This window comes from Flavobacterium rarum (SeqCode) (assembly GCF_965234445.1).
GTDB classification, from domain to species: Bacteria; Bacteroidota; Bacteroidia; order Flavobacteriales; family Flavobacteriaceae; genus Flavobacterium; species Flavobacterium rarum.
This window is the reverse complement of the sequence record NZ_OZ248479.1, coordinates 366,918-385,825: the sequence shown is the minus strand read 5'-3', so window position 1 is coordinate 385,825 and position 18,908 is coordinate 366,918. Positions and strand designations below refer to the sequence as shown.

Genomic DNA, 18,908 nt, shown 5'->3' with positions numbered 1-18,908 from the left:
TTTATACTTTTAAACCTTAAACTTTAAACAATAACAAAAATGGAATTAAAAGAAAAATTACTATCGTCTTTTATGGCTTTTGAAGAGCGTATCGATGTTCATTCCGAACTTCACGATGTGCGAACACTGGCTATAAAAAACTTCGAAAATAAAGGGTTTCCAACCAAAAAAGAAGAGTCTTGGAAATACACTTCACTAAATGCCATTTTAAAAAATGACTTTAGCGTTTTTCCAAAAACAGAAAATACCATTCAATATAGCGATGTAAAAAAATACTTTTTACACGAAATAGACACCTACAAAGTTGTTTTTGTAGACGGTGTTTTTAGTTCACATTTGTCTTCAACTACTCACGATGGTATCGATGTTTGCTTAATGTCATCGGCATTAAACAAGCCAAAATACAAAATGATTATTGATACTTACTTCAATCAAATTGCCAGTAAAGAGGAAAGTTTGACTTCCTTGAATACAGCTTTCGCCAATGAAGGAGCTTACATCAATATCCCAAAAAGTAAAGTGGCAGACAAGCCTATCGAGATCATGTATTTCTCTACAGGAAGCGAAACTGCTCTTTTGGTACAACCAAGAAACTTGGTTATTGTTGGTGAAAACTCACATGTACAAATCATAGAGCGCCATCAAAGTTTGAACGAAAATCCAGTTTTAACCAATTCGGTTACCGAGATTTTTGCTCAAAAAAGAGCGATTGTTGATTTTTACAAAATTCAAAACGATAACCTCGAAGCCAATTTAATTGACAATACGTATGTTTCCCAAAAACAAGAAAGTCACGTTTCTGTTCACACTTTCTCTTTTGGCGGAAACCTAACTAGAAACAATTTGAATTTCTACCATTTTGGAGAACGTTTGACAAGTACATTAAACGGAATCACTATCATTGGAGAAAAACAACATGTTGACCATTACACTTTGGTAAATCACGCGACACCAAATTGCGAAAGTTTTCAGGATTACAAAGGTATTTTTACAGACCGTTCAACCGGAGTTTTCAACGGAAAAGTGTATGTAGAAAGAGAAGCTCAAAAAACAAACGCTTTCCAAAAAAGCAATAACATTCTGTTGAGCGACAAAGCAACCATTAACGCCAAACCGCAATTGGAGATTTTTGCCGATGACGTAAAATGTTCTCACGGTTGTACCATCGGACAATTGGATGAAACCGCTATGTTCTACATGCAACAACGCGGAATCCCGAAAAAAGAAGCCAAAGCATTATTGATGTACGCGTTCTCGAATGCCGTTATCGAAAACATCAAAATACCGGAATTGAAACAACGAATTACCACTATTATCGCTAATAAATTGGGCGTTAAAATTGGATTTGATTTATAGTTTTTAACCGCAAATTTCGCAAAGATTTACGCAAAGAGCGCAAAGTATAAATACAATACTTTGCGCTCTTTGCGGTTTTTACCTTGTGTATTTGCTGTTAATTTTTTCTCACACTCCCCACAATTCCACTCAACAATCCATTAAAATCAAATTTAGGTTCTTCGTTCAAGCCCATCCTTACAATTACCAAATCCATAGACGGAATGATAGCTACCATCTGTCCTTGAAAACCACTGCAATAATACATATCTCTTGGAGCGTCTGGGAAATGACCTCCGACATTGAGCCAAAATTGTGCTCCATATCTTCCATGTGAAGTAGCTGTGGGAGTCGAAACATACTTTACCCAACTAGCATCAAATAGTTGTTCTCCGTTCCAATTCCCTTTATGCAAATACAACAATCCGAATTTGGACCAATCTCTTGTTGTTGCCCAGCCGTAAGACGAACCTACATAATTCCCGGCCATATCTGTTTCTACGAGCATTGAATGCATTCCTATTTTATCAATCAATGCCGAATACCAAAAATCCAGGTATTCTTGATGCGTTTTGAACTGCTTCCGCAAAATTCCCGACAGTAAATTGGTAGTTCCCGAAGAATAATTCCAATGGGTGTTGGGTTTGAAAACGGCCGGCTTTAGCAATTGCGAACGTGTCATATCTTCCTCTTGATAGAGCATCTTTGTTGCATCACAGATTCGGTCATAATACTCCTCCCATTCCAATCCTGAATTCATATGCAATAAATCATTGGTCGTAATGTATTTTCGATTGTCATTTTGCCATTCGGCAATGGGAGCTGATTTGTAGATATCGAATTTCTTCTGTTTTTCAAGTATTCCAAAAAGTGTACCCGTAATACTCTTGGTCATGGACCAACCCAGAATAACACTGTTTTTTGTAAAACCATCTGCATATTTCTCGGCAATGATTTTGTCTTTATAAATAACCAAAACGGAGCGTGTTCTTTTATAATTATTTCCTTTGGCATCAAATGCATTGGCAACAGCCTGATTCAATTGGTCATAATCGATATTGGCAAAAACAGTGTCTTTGGGTTCAATATTTCCATAAGGAAAAGGTAAATTAGTGTTTGCTTTCATCCTTTTGGGAACTTCAAACGGTTTCGTAACATCAAAAGCATCATTGATTAATGTGGCTCCCAAACCTTCTCTATAAATTGCTTTTCGTTGTTTTAAACCCAAAACAGTCGCCGAAGCAAATTTTTCCGAATCATTAATTTGATTGGTAGCCCAACCTAACACATCAAAATCATTATCATTTTTTTCTATGATTTCTAGTGAACGTTGGTCAATAAAATGTCCAGAAGCCACACTTTTTGCCGAAAATCCAGATATCAATTCAAGCTTAGGATAATTGGTAAAACCCAAATAGCCTAAAAACAATAAAAAAAGAAGAGCTCCTATTCTAAAATGTTTTTTCATATTGAAAGATTATTACACCAAATTAGTAAAAAAAGGGATACCAACCACAAACAATTTAATCCTATTCCATTTTCAAAATACTTCTTTATCATTTATTACTATTTCACAATTATTAACTAATGTTTATTAGAAAACTAAATCAATTGTATTACTTTTGTATTTAGAAAAATTCTAAATAAAGAAATGTTAGATATTCAAAAAATAAGAGCCGACTTTCCTATTCTCTCACAAAAAGTAAACGGAAAGCCTTTAGTATATTTCGATAACGGAGCCACTTCTCAAAAACCACAAGTGGTAATAGATGCAATTGCAACTTATTATCAAGAAATTAATGCCAACATTCATAGAGGTGTTCATACATTAAGCCAATTGGCAACAGATGCTTATGAAGTTTCCCGAGCAAAAGTGCAGAGTCATATTAATGCAAAATTTCTTCACGAAGTACTTTTTACTTCAGGAACTACTTTTGGCATCAATCTTGTAGCCAATGGATTTGCTTCCATTCTAAAACCGGGTGATGAAGTATTGGTTTCTGCATTGGAACATCACAGTAATATTGTGCCTTGGCAAATGTTGTGTGAAAAAACAGGGGCTACACTCAAAGTCATTCCGATGAATGAAAATGGGGAATTGATCATGAGCGAATACGATAAATTACTTTCTCCAAAAACAAAGATTGTAACGGTAAACCACATTTCGAATGCACTAGGAACTATCAACCCTATTCAATATATGATTGACAAAGCACACGAAGTTGGAGCTGCAATTTTGATTGATGGTGCACAAGCCGTACCGCATTTAAAACCAGATGTTCAAGCTTTGGATTGTGATTTCTATGTTTTTTCAGGACATAAAATTTGTGGTCCAACAGGAACTGGTATTTTGTATGGAAAAGAAGCTTGGTTGAATAAATTACCTCCGTATCAAGGCGGCGGTGAAATGATTAAAGAAGTGACTTTTGAAAAAACCACTTATGCCGAATTGCCTCACAAATTTGAAGCTGGAACTCCAAATATTGCAGGCGGAATTGTTTTAGGAACTGCCATTGATTATATGAATGCTGTTGGTTTTGAAAACATTCAGAAACAAGAATTAGAATTATTGGACCACGCCACAAAAAGATTGTTAGAAATCGATGGTTTAAAAATATTTGGAACTGCTAAAGAAAAAACTTCAGTTGTCTCATTTAATATAGAAGGTATTCATCCATATGACATTGGAACTATCATAGACAAATTGGGGATCGCTGTAAGAACAGGACACCATTGCGCACAACCGATTATGAATTTCTTCGGAATTCCCGGAACAATTAGAGCTTCTTTTTCTTTTTATAATACAAAAGAAGAAATAGATTTGATGGTCGAAGCCGTAAAAAGAGCAAAAATGATGTTGTCCTAAAACCAAATTATATGAAAATTATATCGCTCTTGTTTTTAACACTGTTTCTTGGAAAAAGTTGCCAAAGTCAAAATCTAGATATGGAAACTGCTAAAATTGAGTACACTGCCAATTCAAGAGGATTCTATAATAAAACGGTTATAGAAAATAAAATCCTATCGGTTACAAATACCCGAGATGGAAAACCTATTTCCAATTCGCTTACTGATGCTCAGTGGAATGCTTTAATCGTTGAATTTCAAAAAGTGAATAGAGAGGAAATTCCAAGTTTGAAAGCTCCAACCGAAAAGCGTTTTCATGACGGAGCGGCAATGGCTAATTTAAAAATTACATACAAAGGAAGAACTTATGAAAGTCAGACTTTCGATAATGGATTCCCGCCAGAAAAAATAAAGAATTTAGTAAACACAATACTATCCTTTTCAAAAAAAATAGAATGACAATAAAAGAAATACAAAACGAAATCATAGACGAGTTCTCTATGTTTGACGACTGGATGCAACGATACGAATACATTATTGATTTAGGCAAAAACCTACCTTTAATCAAAGAAGAATTCAAAACCGACAATAATATAATCAAAGGATGTCAATCCAAAGTTTGGCTACAAGGAGAAGAGAGTGATGATAAAATAGTCTTTACAGCCGATAGTGACGCCATTTTGACCAAAGGAATAATCGCTATTTTAATTCGAACTTTTTCAAATCAAAAAGCGACGGATATCTTAAACGCCGATATGGATTATATTGACGAAATAGGATTAAAAGAACATCTTTCGCCAACAAGAGCCAATGGTTTGGTTTCAATGATAAAAAATATTAAAATGTATGCATTGGCATTTGATGCTAAGAAAAATTAAAACATATAAGTCATATAAGTAAAATTGCAATCCAAAATATGAATATAACGAAAACTTTTTTAAAAGATTTAGTTTATGAAGTTAATGGAGCCGCAATTGAAGTTCATAAAAGTTTAGGACCTGGTCTCTTAGGAAATGTATATCATCAATGCATTAAAAAAGAATTAGAATTAAGAAAAATAAGATTTTCCACTGAACTTCAAATTCCATTAAATTATAAAGGATATGAGCTAGAGTCGAAACTCAGATGTGATTTATTTATAGAAAATTCACTTGTTGTAGAACTAAAATCTGTAATTGAAATAAACCCAATTTTTGAGGCACAATTACTTACTTATATGAATTTATTAAAAGCGCCGATGGGTATATTAATAAATTTTAGCGTAAAAAATATTTATTATGAAGGACAGAAAACTATGATAAATGAGTTTTATAGAAGTCTTGAAGATTAACATAACAAATAATACAACCATAATAGGTCATTTAATAATTTGAAAATCAAATTAAAAACTTAAATGCTTAACAAAAAACAACAACTTAAAAGAACTAAAATTAAACTCTAAGACAGAAAGAAAAAAACTTATATGACTTATATGTTTAAAGAAAATTAAAAATTATGGAACAAGAAATAAACACCGAAGCATTAGGAGAATCGATTGTAAAAAAGTTAAAAACAATTTATGATCCAGAGATTCCTGTAGATATTTACGAGTTGGGATTAATTTACGACGTAATGGTAAATACCGATTACGAAGTTAAGATTCTAATGACGCTAACTTCTCCAAACTGTCCAGTAGCAGAGAGTTTGCCAAGAGAAGTTGAAGAAAAAGTAAAATCTATTGAACATATAAAAGATGCTGAAGTAGAAATTACTTTTGATCCGCCATGGAGCAAAGATTTGATGAGCGAAGAAGCAAAATTAGAATTGGGAATGCTTTAGTAAAAAGTAGACAATGTTCAGTTTTTAAGTATTCAGTTAGTAGCTGACCACTAAATACTGACCACTGACCACTGAATATTTAAAAAATGGAAGAAATAATCAATAAAGTAACCAATAGTGTTCTGGAAGTTTTTGATCTTGAAGATTACTATCCAGCTGGAGTTCGTGTGCAAATCGATATTTCGCAATGGCTTATTGAAGGTTTTTTATTGAAAGAAAAAGATTTCAGGGAACAACTCAACAATCAGGATTGGGCACAATACCAAGATCAATATGTTGCTGTTACCTGCGGAACAGATGCTATAATTCCAAAGTGGGCTATTATTTTGGTTACTATGCATCTCGCCCCTTATGCCAAAAAAATTATAAACGGTTATTTGGAAGATTTAGATTCGGCCTTATACATCGAAATTCTTTCTACAATTGATTATAGTATTTATAAAGATAAACCAGTCATTATAAAAGGCTGTTCCAGAAAACCGGTACCAATGCAAGCTTATGTTTTGACAGCACAGTATTTACAACCTTATGCAAGGAGTATTATGTATGGCGAAGCATGTTCTGCAGTTCCTTTATATAAAGCAAATAAAAAATAATTTATTTTAAATTATTGAATTTTAATGTTTTAAACTTTTATTATATTTGTATTATAACTAATACTCTTACAATGAAAAAGTTAATCTTAATTATATGCTTCATTCATTTTTCAAATTTGGCTAAAGCACAAACAGCCGAAAAAGATTTAATCAAAAAAACAGAAGAAGCAGCCAAAACCATAGACGATACCATAAAAAATGGATGGAAATCAAATGGTAAAATAACGTTGTTATTTAATCAAGCTAATTTTAATAATTGGCTTGCTGGAGGGGAAAACAGTTTGTCGGGCAACTTGGCTCTTGATTATAAAATTGATTACAAAAAAGATGATATTTCGTGGGAAAACAGAATTCTAGCTTCTTATGGAATTCTACAAACTCAGAATTCTAGTTTTGAGAAGAAAACAGATGATCAACTAGAAATTAATTCTATTTTGGCAAAAAAAACAAAAGGCTATTGGTATTACTCGTTCTTAATGAATTTTAGAACTCAATTTACTAAAGGATATGTTTATACAAAAGATGTCAATGGAGCTGAAATAAGAACAGAAAACACCAACTTGATGTCGCCTGGTTATTTACTTATTGGACCTGGTATGTATTGGAAAAAGAACGATAACTTTAAACTAAACTTTGCTCCTTTGACTGCCAAGTTTACTTTTGTTGACAATTTATACACATCAATTCCTGGATATGTAGATGGAAGCTATTTTGGAGTAGATGCCAACAAAAGTATGCTGTTTCAACTGGGTTTTAATGCAACCGCTCTTTACAAATTCAAAATTATGGAAAATGTAACAGCAGAAAACTTATTGAATTTGTATTCTAATTATTTAGAAAAACCTCAGAACATCGATATCAATTACAACTTGATCATATTAATGAAGATCAATAAAACACTATCGGCTAATTTTAATTTTCAAGCCATTTATGATGATGATGCTTTTGCTGGTTTTCAAACCAAACAAGTATTTGGTTTAGGAGTGAATTACGGTTTTTAACACAAAAAATGCCTTTTAGGAATTAACTAAAAGGCATTTTTTTATTCATTTTCTTCTTTCTCTTCTTTCTCTATTGCATCTTTATAATCTGGATATAAAAACTTGTTGTATGGAAAACGGGTAATGTGTATGTGTCGAACTGCTTCATAAACACGCTCTCTAAATTCTTCGAAATTTTCTTTATTGGTTGCCGAAATAAACAACGCTAGTTCACCATCCAATCGGTGCATCCAAGTTTGTTTCCATTCCTCCAAAGTAAAATGTCTTGGTGTTTTTTCGGTCATTAAATCATCTTCGTCTATTGTTAGATGTTTGTAGGCATCAATTTTATTAAAAACCATAATAACAGGTTTGTCATTGGCTTTAATGTCTAATAATGTCTGGTTTACAGATGCAATATGATCTTCAAATTCAGGATGCGAAATATCTACAACATGCAATAACAAATCGGCTTCACGAACTTCATCCAGCGTACTCTTAAACGAATCAACCAATTGGGTAGGCAGTTTTCGAATAAATCCAACGGTATCCGAAAGCAAGAAGGGTAAATTTTTAATAACCACTTTTCGAACAGTTGTGTCCAAAGTTGCAAAAAGTTTGTTTTCTACAAATACATCACTTTTCCCAACGGCATTCATTAAAGTCGATTTTCCAACATTGGTATATCCGACTAAAGCCACACGAACCATTGCACCACGATTGCTTCGTTGCACGCCCATTTGCTTGTCGATAGTTTTAATCTTCTCTTTCAATAACGCTATTCGATCCCGAACAATACGCCTATCGGTTTCTATCTCTGTTTCTCCGGGTCCACGCATCCCGATTCCCCCTTTTTGACGTTCTAAGTGAGTCCACATTCCAGAAAGTCTGGGTAATAAATATTGGCATTGCGCCAATTCTACTTGGGTTCTGGCATAAGAAGTTTCGGCTCTTTGGGCAAAAATATCTAGAATAAGGTGCGTTCGGTCTAATATTTTACAATCGATTATTTTGGAAATATTCTTTTGTTGCGAAGGGGATAATTCATCATCAAATACCAAAGTTGAGATGGCGTTCTCTTTTACAAAAAGATTAATTTCCTCAATTTTTCCAGTTCCCACAAAGGTTTTGGGATTAGGACGTTCCATCTTTTGCGAAAAGCGTTTGACCACTTCCCCACCTGCAGTAAAAGTTAAAAACTCCAATTCGTCAAGATATTCATTGAGTTTCTCTTCACTTTGGTTTTGGGTAACAATACCAACTATAGCGGTTTTTTCGAAATTTATAGTTTCTTTTTCTAACATGTCTTTAAATAAGAATACAAATTTAATGATTTGATAGCTACTATTCCTTTAATCCCTTTATAAATTAACATTCAAAAAGAAGCTTGGTGAAATTTTAATTATAAATAAAAAATTATAGATTCATATAATTTCTTCTAGCACCTTTGTCAATCCCGATAATTATCGGGATTGACAAAGGTTAAAGATTCTAAACAACTTTAATCCTATTTCATTTCATAGTTTATATTAAAACTTTAGTAAACTAATACCGATTATTTATTGCTTCGCCTTTTCGCTATCGCTCGGGTCAATATAGTCCAAAAAAAATGGACTATTTTCATACTATATCGGCATTATACCACTTGTGATTAGACTATTTAAGAACTGTGTTTGGTATAAACTACTTTGTGTCTTTGTTAACCAAAAAAAATACCCTTCATTTCGGAAGGGCATCATTATATAAAAAAAATTGTTCAATCTTATTTTTTGGATAATTTTGATAACAATCTTAAAAATTCAATATACAACCAAACAAGGGTAATCATCAATCCCATTGCGCCATACCATTCCATATATTTTGGCATTTTTTGCTCTGCTCCTTTTTCTATTCTGTCAAAATCCAAGAACAAGTTTAAAGCCGCAATTACAATTACAAAAACACTAATACCAATACTCATCATAGAATTTCCATAATGAACTGGAGTAAAACTCGTAAACATAGAAAACACCCAAGATATTAAATAATAAGTAGCAATGGCAAGTGTGGCAGCCATCACAACCGATTTGAATTGCTCTGTTACTTTTACAATTTTGTATTTATACAATCCTAAACAAACCGCAAAAGTTACAAATGTAGCACCAACGGCTTGAGTAACTATTCCAGGGTATTGTGTTTCAAAAATAGCTGAGATTCCTCCAATAAACAAACCTTCAAAAAGTGCATATCCTGGAGCCAAATAAGGTGAATATTGTGGCTTGAAAGCTGCAATTACAACTAATATTAATCCAACAATAGCACCTCCAATAGCAGGAACAATAGGATCCATTCCATTAAAAGTAGCCCACCAAATTACGGTTGCAGAAGCCAATAAAAGGAAAAAAAGAATTAAACTCTTATTGATAGTACCAGACAAAGTCATGTCTTGATTGTCATCTATAATCGTTGCTTGATGTACTTCGTCTTTTCTAGAAACTGCTGTTGAAAATGTTTTATTATTTAAAAAAGGGTTGTTCGAATTCATATTTAGATATTTATTGATTTTTATTGGTCATATGTAATTGCTTCGCATGTTCGCTATCGCTCGAGTCGCATATCGTCATTGGTGTTTATCTCATCGGTTACTATTTTATTTTGGTATTCGATGATTTTCAATTGCTACCAATATACGGTCATGCTCATTTCATATTTTTTAGGTTTAAATTTTATCAAATATAATTTTTATTATTCAGAAGAATGTTTAAAATTTATTAAATTATTTCTTCTATTTTGGTGACAACCAACTTCTAGGATTGGTGTAGGTTGTATTTTGCGTAATGGCAAATTTCAATATCGTTTTTCCATCACCATTTGTTTTTATTCTACCCAAACTTTGTCTTGCATTTACTTTATCTCCTTTGCTTACATTTACTGTAGTTAGGTTTTGATAAATTGTAAAGAAATCTCCATGTTGCAACATTATAACCTTGTTTACAGGAGAAATAATGATAACACTGGTTACTTCTCCAGCAAAAACAGATCTTGCGCTAGCACCCGAGTCAGTGGAGAATTCCAAACCGCTGTTATGAATTACCAGTGTTTTGTATACAGGATGTGCTTGGTCTCCATATCCTAGCGATACATATCCTTTCTCTACAGGCCAAGGTAACTTCCCTTTATTGTTTTTAAAATTATCGGAATCAATTTTTCCGTCTGAGGTTAAAACCATTTTTGTCGTTGAAACTGTTGCTTTCGGAACAACAACTGGATCTACTTTTGCAATGGCAATGGCAACATCTTTTGGAATTGGGATGGGTTTTGGAATTGGTTTTGCGTTTGCTTTTGCTTTTGCAGCAGCAATAGCGTTTGCAGCGGCTATAACATTTGCTTTTTCTATTGCTTTGGCTTTGGCAATTGCATTGGCTTTGGTAACGGCATCGGCTTTTGCTTTTTCTTTTGCTGCTTTTTCTCTAGCTGCTTTTCTATTGGCTTCGGCAATGGCTTCTCGTATTAATTTGTCAATTTTATTATCAATTGTTTTAGTCTCTTTTTGCTTTTTGTTGATATCAGCAATTATTTTCTTTTTATCTTTCTTTAAAGACTCAACCAGTTTCTGTTGTTCCTCTTTTTCTTTTTCCAAAGACAATTTCTCTTTTTCGTTTTCAGTTATAAGTTTTTCTTTGGCATTTTTTTGAATATCTAATTTGGCATTAAATGTATACAAAACATTGGTTTTGGATTTTATCTCTTGACCTTGTATTCTTCTATAATTTGTATATTGTTTCATATACTGCGCTCTTTTATACGCTTGCAAAAAACTTTCAGAAGACAATAAAAACATAGCTCTGCTTTCTTCAGAACGGCTTTTGTAAGATTGAACAATCATTTTTGCATAATCTTCTTTGAGCAATTGAAGTTCTTTTTCTAATGTGCTTATTTGCGCTTGATTGACAACTATTGATTTTCCTAAAAGGGAGGTTTGTTTTGAAGTAGTAGCAATTAACTCTTCCTTAAGTTTGATTTTATTGCTTTGCAAAACAATCGCTTTTGTAACTGTTTTTTCTTTCTTCTTAACCGTTTGAAGTTTGGTTTCGTTTTCCCGAATCTCTTGTTGGATTTTGGCTTTACGCTCTTCTAATTTTTTTTGTTGATTGTCTTGGCTCCAGATTATTGACGTAGTAATAAGAAAAACAAAACTTAGAAAGTATTTTAACATGTTAAATATATATGGTACAAATTTAATGAATGAAAGTATAAAAAAACAGCACTATTTTATCTTTTTAAATAAAATAATGCTGTTTTTAATTTTTATAAAAACTACATATTATACAACCAAGATGCGGGATTGTTGTAGGTTGTGTTTTGTGAAATTGTGAACTTCAAAATGGTTTTTCCTTCGCCATTGGTTCTTATTTTTCCTAAACTTTGTTTGATGCTTACTTTATCTCCTTTGCTTACAAAAACAGAACTTAGATTTTGATAAACTGTAAAACAATCTCCATGTTGAATCATTACTGCTTTGTTTACAGGAGACAGAACAATTACACTAGTTACTTCACCGCCAAAAACAGCTCTAGCAGTTGAACCTTGTTCTGTAGTGATTTCTACTCCGCTATTGTGAATAACAAGATTTGGATAAACAGGATGTGGCTGATCACCAAATCCAAGCGATACGAATCCCTTTTCAACAGGCCATGGCAATTTTCCTCTATTGGCTCTGAAATTATCAGCCAATATTTTTGATTCTGCTGTCAAAATTATTCTTGAAGAGATATAAGCAGCTACTGGAGCATTTGGATTTGCTTTAGCGTTTTCTGTTGCCGCTTTTCTATTGGCTTCGGCAATTGCTTCGCGAATCAAGCGATCAATTTGTCGGTCGATAGCCCTTGATTCTTGTTGTTTTCTCTTGATTTCACTAGTGATTTTTTTCTTGTCTTTTTTAATTGCATTCACCAATTTCAATTGTTTTTTCTTTTCTATTTCAAGAGACAATTTCTCTTTAGTATTCTCGGCCAACAATTTCTTTTTGGCTGTTTTTTGGACATTCAATCTGTCATTAAACCCTAAAAGTTCATCGGTTTTTGATTTGATTTCTTCTCCTTGCATTTTTCTATAACCCGTATATTGTTTCATATACTGCGCTCTTTTGTATGCTTGCAAGAAATTTTCTGACGATAATAAAAACATAGCACGGCTTTGCTCAGATCTACTTTTGTAGGACTTGATAATCATCTTGGCATAATCTTCTTTGAGAATCACCAATTCTCTGTTCAATTTATTAATTTTCATCTGATTAATATACATGTCATTACTAAGAATCTTAGTTTGTTTCTCTGTAGTATGAATCAGTTTTTCTTTGAGTTTAATTTTAGTGCTTTGTAAAATAATGACACTTACAGCCGATTTTTCTTTTTTCTTTACCGATTGTAATAATTTTTCATTGTCCAAAATTTCTTGTTGAATTTCGGCTTTACGCTTTTCTAATTTTTCTTGTTGCGATTCTTGTCCCCAAATTACTGAGGTTAGACCCAAAAAAAATAGACTTAAGAGAAATTTTCGCATTGTACAATTATATTTGTTCAAATTTAGGGGTTGTTCTGAAATAAAGGTTACAGAATTGACGAAATTATTTTGTTTTTTTTCAAGGCGAAAATTATTTTAATAGCCTAGCTATTTAAATAATTTTTAACGAAGAAATCAGGCAAAAGAATGAGTCAAAACGAAGTTCACTGAACACCAAATAAAATTACAGTCTTAGTGAAGTAAATGAAAAATTTATTTTAGAACAAGCCCTTATTTAATTAAAATTCTTTTATAACCATTTGGAACACTATAAGGAAAAGAAAGTTCTTCATTTATAGTTATCGTATTGTAATTTAAATTGATTTCTGTTTTTCCTTTATCCTGTTCTGCCGTAATAAAAATATTGGAAGGAAATACAGATTCATTATATGTTTTGTAATCTGTGTATGAAATGTCGATATTTCTGTTTTTTGTAATTTGAATTACTTTTTGTTTGTTCAATAAAAACTTTTCAATATCAAAAAAGAAATATTTTTGGATATCATTCTTGGAAATATCTTCCAAACGATAGGATTGATCTACTAAAGTGTCTTTGTAATTTCCTTGGGTTAAGTCATCCATTGTTTGGCCTATCAACATATTTTGAACTTTCATAAAATTCAAATCGGTTCCAAGCCAAGTACTTAATGAACTAAAATCTCCTTCAAAATAGGTTCCGCCTATTTTTTCATAATAACTCACCATTGTTGGAGTTATCAAAGCCTTGGCCATAGTAATTCCAAGAAATCGGATACTCACCGAAATTTGTTCGTTTTTTTTAATTTTTATTTCGGCAGTTACGTTTTGTGTTTGTTTTTCATCACTATATTTTACATTTGATTTGATATATAATGTTTTAAAATCGCTTTTGTTGGCATAATGACTTATTATAATTCGCTCCGCCGAGATGTTTTTTGAATCTGAACTTTTACTCTCATTCACCACTTTTGCTTTTGCTTTACAGGACACCAATGTTAATGAACTGCTTACGCAAATCATTAAAACAAAAAGTAGTCTTACTAGAAATCGATTCATTATTTTTTTTTTTTATTAAGTAACTATTTTAAAATAAATTGTGCCATTTTTTCTTGTTCTTTTGCCCACTTTATTTCAGACCTTTTACCAATTGATTTGCTTTATTGAAATAAAATTCTTTCTTGGTGGCATCACCCAACCCGCTGTAGGCTTCACCAAGTTGAATGTTGAAATTAATTTCTAAACTTTTATTTTCTACTACATAATCCAATCCCATTTCAAGAATATCTTTGGCTTTCTTAAACAATTGCAACTGATTATTGGCCATCCCCGCATAATAATAAAACTGAGGTTCTGCAGGATAACTATCAATTAAACCCATCGCTTTTTTGACTATGGGCTCAAATTGTTTGAGTTCGGTATTGGCTTGAAGCCAAAGTAAATTGGTTTCCAAATCTGTTTCCGAATTATTTTTCTCCGAAAGGTCATAATATTTAATAGCCTTTTCCCATTGCTTTTTGTTGTAATAAAACTTACCTATTTCCTTGGCAACATTTACGGTTTTATCGTTTTTAAAATACCCGATCGCATTATCCAAATCAGGAACGAACTGCGGATTTGCATTGGTGAAAAGTAAAAACTCATTCAGGATACGGTGCTTAATTTTGGAATCAATTTTAGAACTTGCCAAAACTATATTCATCGATTTCACAGCATTGGTTCCATCATTATTTTCGAGATAATTTTTGAACAAACTCACTTGTGCCCATACCGATTCCGGAATTTCTTTTTCTAATTTTTTGGCCACTTCCTGAACTTTGCCCTCTTCATTATTGTTGGAATATAAAAATATCAAAGCAATATAATTGGATTCTTCTTTTGGATTTTTCTCAATCTGTTCTTTCAAATTATCTATTTCCGAATTTTGATATTTTCCTTCAGACAAGATTTCCATTTTATACATTTCCCGTCTTTCTGTTTTTCCAACTTTATCATTTAGCTCATTGATTCCAGCCAATGCCTTGTCATACTGTTTGGTTGCCATATAAAGCGAAACCAAATCTTCTTTGTATTCTGCATCAAAAGGAATGATTTTGTCAACAATGATAATGGCTTGATTGAAATCTTTGGTTTCATAACACACGTCATACAAGCCAACCCAAAACCATTTGTTTGTAGGATCTATTTGTGTGGCATGTTCATAAGAGGAATATGCGTTTTTGTAATCTTTGGAAGCCAAATAATTCTTCCCCATTTCAAAATAAATAGTGGCGTCATTGGGTTTCAATTTCAAACATTGTTCCAGTGCTGCCAATGATTTATCATAATTTTCGATACTTTTTTGAAAGATTGACTCATAGAAAAAATCCTGGAATTTATCTCCTTCCAATTTTATTTCTTCGGGTTCGGCTTGTGCCAATACTGTAGCAGTATTGCTTAGCAAAATAGAAAAAGTAAATAGGAATGTCCATTTTTTTATCATTGAAAAAGAAATCTTTGAAAACAAAATTTAAAATATCATTCTCTCATGCAAAATAAATTAAAAAAACAACAAAGCAGCATAATAAAAACTTAAAAATGCTGCTTAATTTATTTTATTATGTTTTTATAAATTACTCCAAAACAGAATAATCTCCAATACTAATACTCGTGAAATTTCCATCGAAACTAGCGTGATTTCCAATCATTGCATTATCCAAATTGGAATTTTTAATATGCGAATGGGTTTGAATCAAACTGTTTTTTATTGTACTGTTTTGTACATGACAGGCATCACCCAAGGATACATTTGGCCCAACTGTGGCGTTGATTAAAATTACATTTTCTCCAATATAACAAGGTGGAATGATAGTCGAATTCTCCAACTTAACAGATGGATCCACCAAATGGATTCCGTCATTTTGAAGAAAACCTAACATTCTGGAATTGGTCTCTACAGTAACGTCTTTGTTACCGCAATCCATCCACTCATCTACTTCTCCTGGAACAAATTTCATGCCTTTGGCCATCATTTGTTTTATCCCATCATTGATTTGATATTCTCCACCGTGAATGATGTTATTGTCAATTACCAGTTGCAGTTCATTTTTTAATACGGCTACATCCTTAAAATAATAAATTCCGATAACGGCAAGATCCGAAACAAATTCCTTCGGTTTTTCAACCAGTTCAATTATTTCGTTCGCTTCGTTTAAGTTTACCACACCAAAAGCTTCTGGTTGCTCTACTTGTTTTACCCAAATAACACTGTCGGCATTGGCATCCAAATCAAAGTTGGCTCGGATTAAGGTATCAGCATAAGCAATTACGGCTGGTCCGCTCAAAGAATCTTTGGCGCACATAATGGCGTGTCCGGTTCCTAGAGCCTCGTTTTGGTAATAAATAGTTCCTTTGGCGCCTAATTTTTGAGCAATAGCAATTAAATCTTCTTCTACTTTTTTACCAAAACTTTCGTGAATAACAAATGCTATTTCTTCGATAGGCTGATTTAAAACACCTGCAATATCTTCGACTAAGCGGTGTACAATTGGTTTACCCGCAACTGGAATTAAAGGTTTTGGGATGGTTAAAGTATGTGGGCGAAGGCGTGATCCGCGTCCTGCCATTGGTACGATTATTTTCATTTAGGTTGGTTATTTTTTCGCAAAGTTCACGTTGTTTTTCGCAAAGTTTACAAAGGTTTTAATGTATTATTTTAGCCACTGATTAAACGGATTAAACCTATTTCCACAGATTTTTGGAAATTATTATTGAATGTCTTCTTACTGCAAAACTGCAACTGAATACTGTCAACTACTTCACACCTGTACTTCCAAAACCGCCTTCTCCTCTTGAAGTTTCTGTTAATTCTTGTACTTCAATCCAATCAGCGCGTTCGTGTTTTGCGATGATAAGTTGTGCAATTCGTTCTCCATTTTCTATAACAAACGGATCATTGGATAAATTTACTAAAATTACTCCAATTTCGCCTCTATAATCAGCATCAACCGTACCAGGTGCGTTAAGAACTGTTATTCCGTTTTTGGCTGCCAATCCACTTCTAGGTCGCACTTGAGCTTCAAAACCAATGGGTAATTCTATGAAAAGACCTGTTTTAACAATCGTTCTTTCTAAAGGTTGCAAGGTAATTGACTCGGTCAAATTGGCTCTTAAATCCATTCCTGCCGAAGCAATAGTTTCGTAATTTGGTAACGCGTGTTGCGATTTGTTGATGATATTGATTGTCATTGTTTTTTAATATAAAATGTATTTGATTGCGATCTGCCTTAGCCCTGATAGAAGTGGAAATCCTTGTTGGCCGGGTTTTGGCCAACAAGATTGCAACGAATAGCAGGAAATAGCTCCTAATTTTTAGTTGGTCGTTTTAAAATTCGTAAAAGTGTTTCTTTTTCGTTGAAAAAAATAAAGCCCATAAATAAAGCTAAAAGCAAAACTCCGATATAATAATTCTCTCTAAAACCATAAAAGGAGATGCATGAAAATCCGGTTGAAAGGATAAGATATCCTACTATTTTTTTCTTATCATAAGGAATTGGATAGTACTTATTACCGAGATAATAGGATATAAACATCATACTTCCGTATGCCGAAATTGTTGCAATTGCCGAACCGTAATAACTGTATTTTGGAATCAATACATAGTTTAATACCAAAGTTACTACCGCTCCAATTATAGAAATATAAGCACCTACGTAGGTTTTGTCAATCAATTTGTACCATACGGAAAGGTTGGTATAAATGCCCAAAAAGAAATTGGCCAAAATAATTAACGGAACCACTTTCATCGCTTCCCAATAAGAAGAATTTGGAATCATAACTTGTTTTAATAAATCGGCAAATACTATTACCGACAATAATATAAAGGATCCGAAAATAACAAAATATTTGGTGATTGTTGCATAGGTTTGTTGCGCATTATCGTTGGAAGCATGGCTGAAAAAGAAAGGCTCGATTCCAAGTGTATAAGCAGTTCGATACAAAACCATAAAAAGTCCCAATTTGTAACAGGCAGAATAAACTCCAACTTGTTCTGCTGCAATATTGGCCGGCAATAGCCAACCCAAAAGAATTTTATCAAATTGTTCGTTAATGGCAAAGGCTAGCCCAGCAATCATGATGGGAAGACCATAACGCATCATTCGTTTCCAGAGCTCGTAATCGAATTTCCACTTGATCGTAAAATAGTCTGGAAAAAGGACCACAAAAGTTAGAAAACTAGCGATGATATTGGCCAAGAAAATATAGCCTATTTGAAAATTTTCAATATATACAGAACTCAAAAAACTATCGGGTTGCGATACCGAAACACTTGGTAAATACAACAAAAAGAATAGGTTGAAAGACAGATTAACTACTACATTCCCGATTTTAATTAAGGCATAAAACATTGGTCTTTGGTTGGCTCTCAATTTAGAGAAAGGAACAATAACCAAAGCATCTAAAGCTAAAATCCAAATAGAATAAGCAATGTATTGTGTATCGACTCCAGACAACGTTGCCAAAGAGTTTCGGAACAATAATGCTATAAAGATGAAGAAGATGGTAGACCAAAATATGGAAACAGTTGTTGTTTCTACAACACTTTCCTTGTTTTTTTCAGAATTATAAAATCGAAAAAAAGCAGTTTCCATTCCATAAGCCAAGATAACATTGAAGAAAATCATCCAAGCAAATATTATGGACACTTTTCCGTATTCCGCCTGAGGTAACAATCCTGTATAAAGTGGAACTAGCAAGAAGCTGAACATTCTTGGCACTACTGTGGCTAGTCCATATATGGCGGTTTGTTGAAAAAGCTTTTTATATAATCCCAAAA

At 33.0% G+C, this 18,908-nt stretch carries 18 protein-coding genes; 8 read left to right on the top strand and 10 right to left on the bottom strand.

Going from position 1 to position 18,908, the window contains the following annotated elements:
- Window positions 1–39: 39 nt before the first annotated feature.
- On the top strand, window positions 40–1,356 hold the full coding sequence (sufD, locus tag AC8GF4_RS01550) for a Fe-S cluster assembly protein SufD (protein WP_506592110.1): 1,317 nt from the start codon (window positions 40–42) through the stop codon (window positions 1,354–1,356).
- A 97-nt stretch (window positions 1,357–1,453) separates the two neighbouring features.
- Here the strand turns inward: sufD and AC8GF4_RS01545 are convergent, their stop codons facing one another.
- Window positions 1,454–2,803, bottom strand: a complete 1,350-nt coding sequence (locus AC8GF4_RS01545) for a serine hydrolase domain-containing protein (RefSeq protein ID WP_506592108.1) — start codon at window positions 2,801–2,803, stop codon at window positions 1,454–1,456.
- Between the two features lie 183 nt (window positions 2,804–2,986).
- Between AC8GF4_RS01545 and AC8GF4_RS01540 the strand changes: the two genes are divergently transcribed.
- The 7 genes from AC8GF4_RS01540 to AC8GF4_RS01510 all read left to right on the top strand — a co-directional run bounded on the left by AC8GF4_RS01540 (window position 2,987) and on the right by AC8GF4_RS01510 (window position 7,597).
- Window positions 2,987–4,201, top strand: coding sequence for an aminotransferase class V-fold PLP-dependent enzyme (locus AC8GF4_RS01540; protein ID WP_506592106.1), 1,215 nt, complete (start codon window positions 2,987–2,989; stop codon window positions 4,199–4,201).
- An 11-nt stretch (window positions 4,202–4,212) separates the two neighbouring features.
- Window positions 4,213–4,641 carry a hypothetical protein gene (locus AC8GF4_RS01535; RefSeq protein ID WP_506592104.1) on the top strand — a complete coding sequence of 143 codons (429 nt, stop codon included), beginning with the start codon at window positions 4,213–4,215 and terminating at the stop codon, window positions 4,639–4,641.
- Complete coding sequence (locus AC8GF4_RS01530; protein WP_506592102.1) at window positions 4,638–5,060, top strand: SufE family protein; 423 nt, start codon at window positions 4,638–4,640, stop codon at window positions 5,058–5,060. The genes AC8GF4_RS01535 and AC8GF4_RS01530 overlap by 4 nt, the downstream gene beginning before the upstream one ends.
- 38 nt (window positions 5,061–5,098) lie before the next feature.
- Window positions 5,099–5,512: a GxxExxY protein gene (locus AC8GF4_RS01525; RefSeq protein ID WP_506592100.1), complete on the top strand. Its 414-nt coding sequence runs from the start codon at window positions 5,099–5,101 to the stop codon at window positions 5,510–5,512.
- Window positions 5,513–5,676: 164 nt separating this feature from the next.
- Window positions 5,677–6,000, top strand: a complete 324-nt coding sequence (locus AC8GF4_RS01520) for an SUF system Fe-S cluster assembly protein (RefSeq protein WP_506592098.1) — start codon at window positions 5,677–5,679, stop codon at window positions 5,998–6,000.
- Window positions 6,001–6,086: 86 nt separating this feature from the next.
- Window positions 6,087–6,596 carry a DUF2480 family protein gene (locus AC8GF4_RS01515; RefSeq protein ID WP_506592096.1) on the top strand — a complete coding sequence of 170 codons (510 nt, stop codon included), beginning with the start codon at window positions 6,087–6,089 and terminating at the stop codon, window positions 6,594–6,596.
- A gap of 71 nt (window positions 6,597–6,667) precedes the next feature.
- Window positions 6,668–7,597: a DUF3078 domain-containing protein gene (locus AC8GF4_RS01510; RefSeq protein ID WP_506592094.1), complete on the top strand. Its 930-nt coding sequence runs from the start codon at window positions 6,668–6,670 to the stop codon at window positions 7,595–7,597.
- 41 nt (window positions 7,598–7,638) lie between these two features.
- Here AC8GF4_RS01510 and hflX read toward each other — a convergent pair whose 3' ends face one another.
- The 9 genes from hflX to AC8GF4_RS01465 form a co-directional block, all read right to left on the bottom strand.
- Window positions 7,639–8,880, bottom strand: coding sequence for a GTPase HflX (gene hflX, locus AC8GF4_RS01505; protein WP_506592092.1), 1,242 nt, complete (start codon window positions 8,878–8,880; stop codon window positions 7,639–7,641).
- A 458-nt stretch (window positions 8,881–9,338) separates the two neighbouring features.
- Window positions 9,339–10,100: a Bax inhibitor-1/YccA family protein gene (locus tag AC8GF4_RS01500; RefSeq protein ID WP_506592090.1), complete on the bottom strand. Its 762-nt coding sequence runs from the start codon at window positions 10,098–10,100 to the stop codon at window positions 9,339–9,341.
- A 240-nt stretch (window positions 10,101–10,340) separates the two neighbouring features.
- Window positions 10,341–11,771 carry a murein hydrolase activator EnvC family protein gene (locus tag AC8GF4_RS01495; RefSeq protein ID WP_506592088.1) on the bottom strand — a complete coding sequence of 477 codons (1,431 nt, stop codon included), beginning with the start codon at window positions 11,769–11,771 and terminating at the stop codon, window positions 10,341–10,343.
- Between the two features lie 101 nt (window positions 11,772–11,872).
- A complete protein-coding gene (locus AC8GF4_RS01490; protein ID WP_506592086.1) occupies window positions 11,873–13,117 on the bottom strand; it encodes a murein hydrolase activator EnvC family protein in 1,245 nt (414 codons plus the stop codon).
- Window positions 13,118–13,348: 231 nt separating this feature from the next.
- Window positions 13,349–14,152, bottom strand: coding sequence for a lipoprotein insertase outer membrane protein LolB1 (gene lolB1, locus AC8GF4_RS01485; RefSeq protein WP_506592084.1), 804 nt, complete (start codon window positions 14,150–14,152; stop codon window positions 13,349–13,351).
- Between the two features lie 70 nt (window positions 14,153–14,222).
- Window positions 14,223–15,575 carry a tetratricopeptide repeat protein gene (locus tag AC8GF4_RS01480; protein ID WP_506592082.1) on the bottom strand — a complete coding sequence of 451 codons (1,353 nt, stop codon included), beginning with the start codon at window positions 15,573–15,575 and terminating at the stop codon, window positions 14,223–14,225.
- Window positions 15,576–15,705: 130 nt separating this feature from the next.
- A complete protein-coding gene (locus AC8GF4_RS01475; protein WP_506592080.1) occupies window positions 15,706–16,716 on the bottom strand; it encodes a sugar phosphate nucleotidyltransferase in 1,011 nt (336 codons plus the stop codon).
- Between the two features lie 169 nt (window positions 16,717–16,885).
- Window positions 16,886–17,320, bottom strand: a complete 435-nt coding sequence (gene dut, locus AC8GF4_RS01470; RefSeq protein ID WP_506592078.1) for a dUTP diphosphatase — start codon at window positions 17,318–17,320, stop codon at window positions 16,886–16,888.
- Between the two features lie 116 nt (window positions 17,321–17,436).
- Window positions 17,437–18,906, bottom strand: coding sequence for a lipopolysaccharide biosynthesis protein (locus AC8GF4_RS01465; protein WP_506592076.1), 1,470 nt, complete (start codon window positions 18,904–18,906; stop codon window positions 17,437–17,439).
- Window positions 18,907–18,908: the final 2 nt, after the last annotated feature.

Coding starts and splice junctions, on each gene's coding strand:
- AC8GF4_RS01495 (WP_506592088.1), bottom strand. CDS start 11,771: ATGTTAAAATACTTTCTAAGTTTTGTTTTTCTTATTACTACGTCAATA.
- AC8GF4_RS01510 (WP_506592094.1), top strand. CDS start 6,668: ATGAAAAAGTTAATCTTAATTATATGCTTCATTCATTTTTCAAATTTG.
- AC8GF4_RS01525 (WP_506592100.1), top strand. CDS start 5,099: ATGAATATAACGAAAACTTTTTTAAAAGATTTAGTTTATGAAGTTAAT.
- hflX (WP_506592092.1), bottom strand. CDS start 8,880: ATGTTAGAAAAAGAAACTATAAATTTCGAAAAAACCGCTATAGTTGGT.
- AC8GF4_RS01530 (WP_506592102.1), top strand. CDS start 4,638: ATGACAATAAAAGAAATACAAAACGAAATCATAGACGAGTTCTCTATG.
- AC8GF4_RS01545 (WP_506592108.1), bottom strand. CDS start 2,803: ATGAAAAAACATTTTAGAATAGGAGCTCTTCTTTTTTTATTGTTTTTA.
- AC8GF4_RS01540 (WP_506592106.1), top strand. CDS start 2,987: ATGTTAGATATTCAAAAAATAAGAGCCGACTTTCCTATTCTCTCACAA.
- AC8GF4_RS01490 (WP_506592086.1), bottom strand. CDS start 13,117: ATGCGAAAATTTCTCTTAAGTCTATTTTTTTTGGGTCTAACCTCAGTA.
- dut (WP_506592078.1), bottom strand. CDS start 17,320: ATGACAATCAATATCATCAACAAATCGCAACACGCGTTACCAAATTAC.
- AC8GF4_RS01500 (WP_506592090.1), bottom strand. CDS start 10,100: ATGAATTCGAACAACCCTTTTTTAAATAATAAAACATTTTCAACAGCA.
- AC8GF4_RS01520 (WP_506592098.1), top strand. CDS start 5,677: ATGGAACAAGAAATAAACACCGAAGCATTAGGAGAATCGATTGTAAAA.
- AC8GF4_RS01535 (WP_506592104.1), top strand. CDS start 4,213: ATGAAAATTATATCGCTCTTGTTTTTAACACTGTTTCTTGGAAAAAGT.
- AC8GF4_RS01480 (WP_506592082.1), bottom strand. CDS start 15,575: ATGATAAAAAAATGGACATTCCTATTTACTTTTTCTATTTTGCTAAGC.
- AC8GF4_RS01515 (WP_506592096.1), top strand. CDS start 6,087: ATGGAAGAAATAATCAATAAAGTAACCAATAGTGTTCTGGAAGTTTTT.
- lolB1 (WP_506592084.1), bottom strand. CDS start 14,152: ATGAATCGATTTCTAGTAAGACTACTTTTTGTTTTAATGATTTGCGTA.
- AC8GF4_RS01475 (WP_506592080.1), bottom strand. CDS start 16,716: ATGAAAATAATCGTACCAATGGCAGGACGCGGATCACGCCTTCGCCCA.
- sufD (WP_506592110.1), top strand. CDS start 40: ATGGAATTAAAAGAAAAATTACTATCGTCTTTTATGGCTTTTGAAGAG.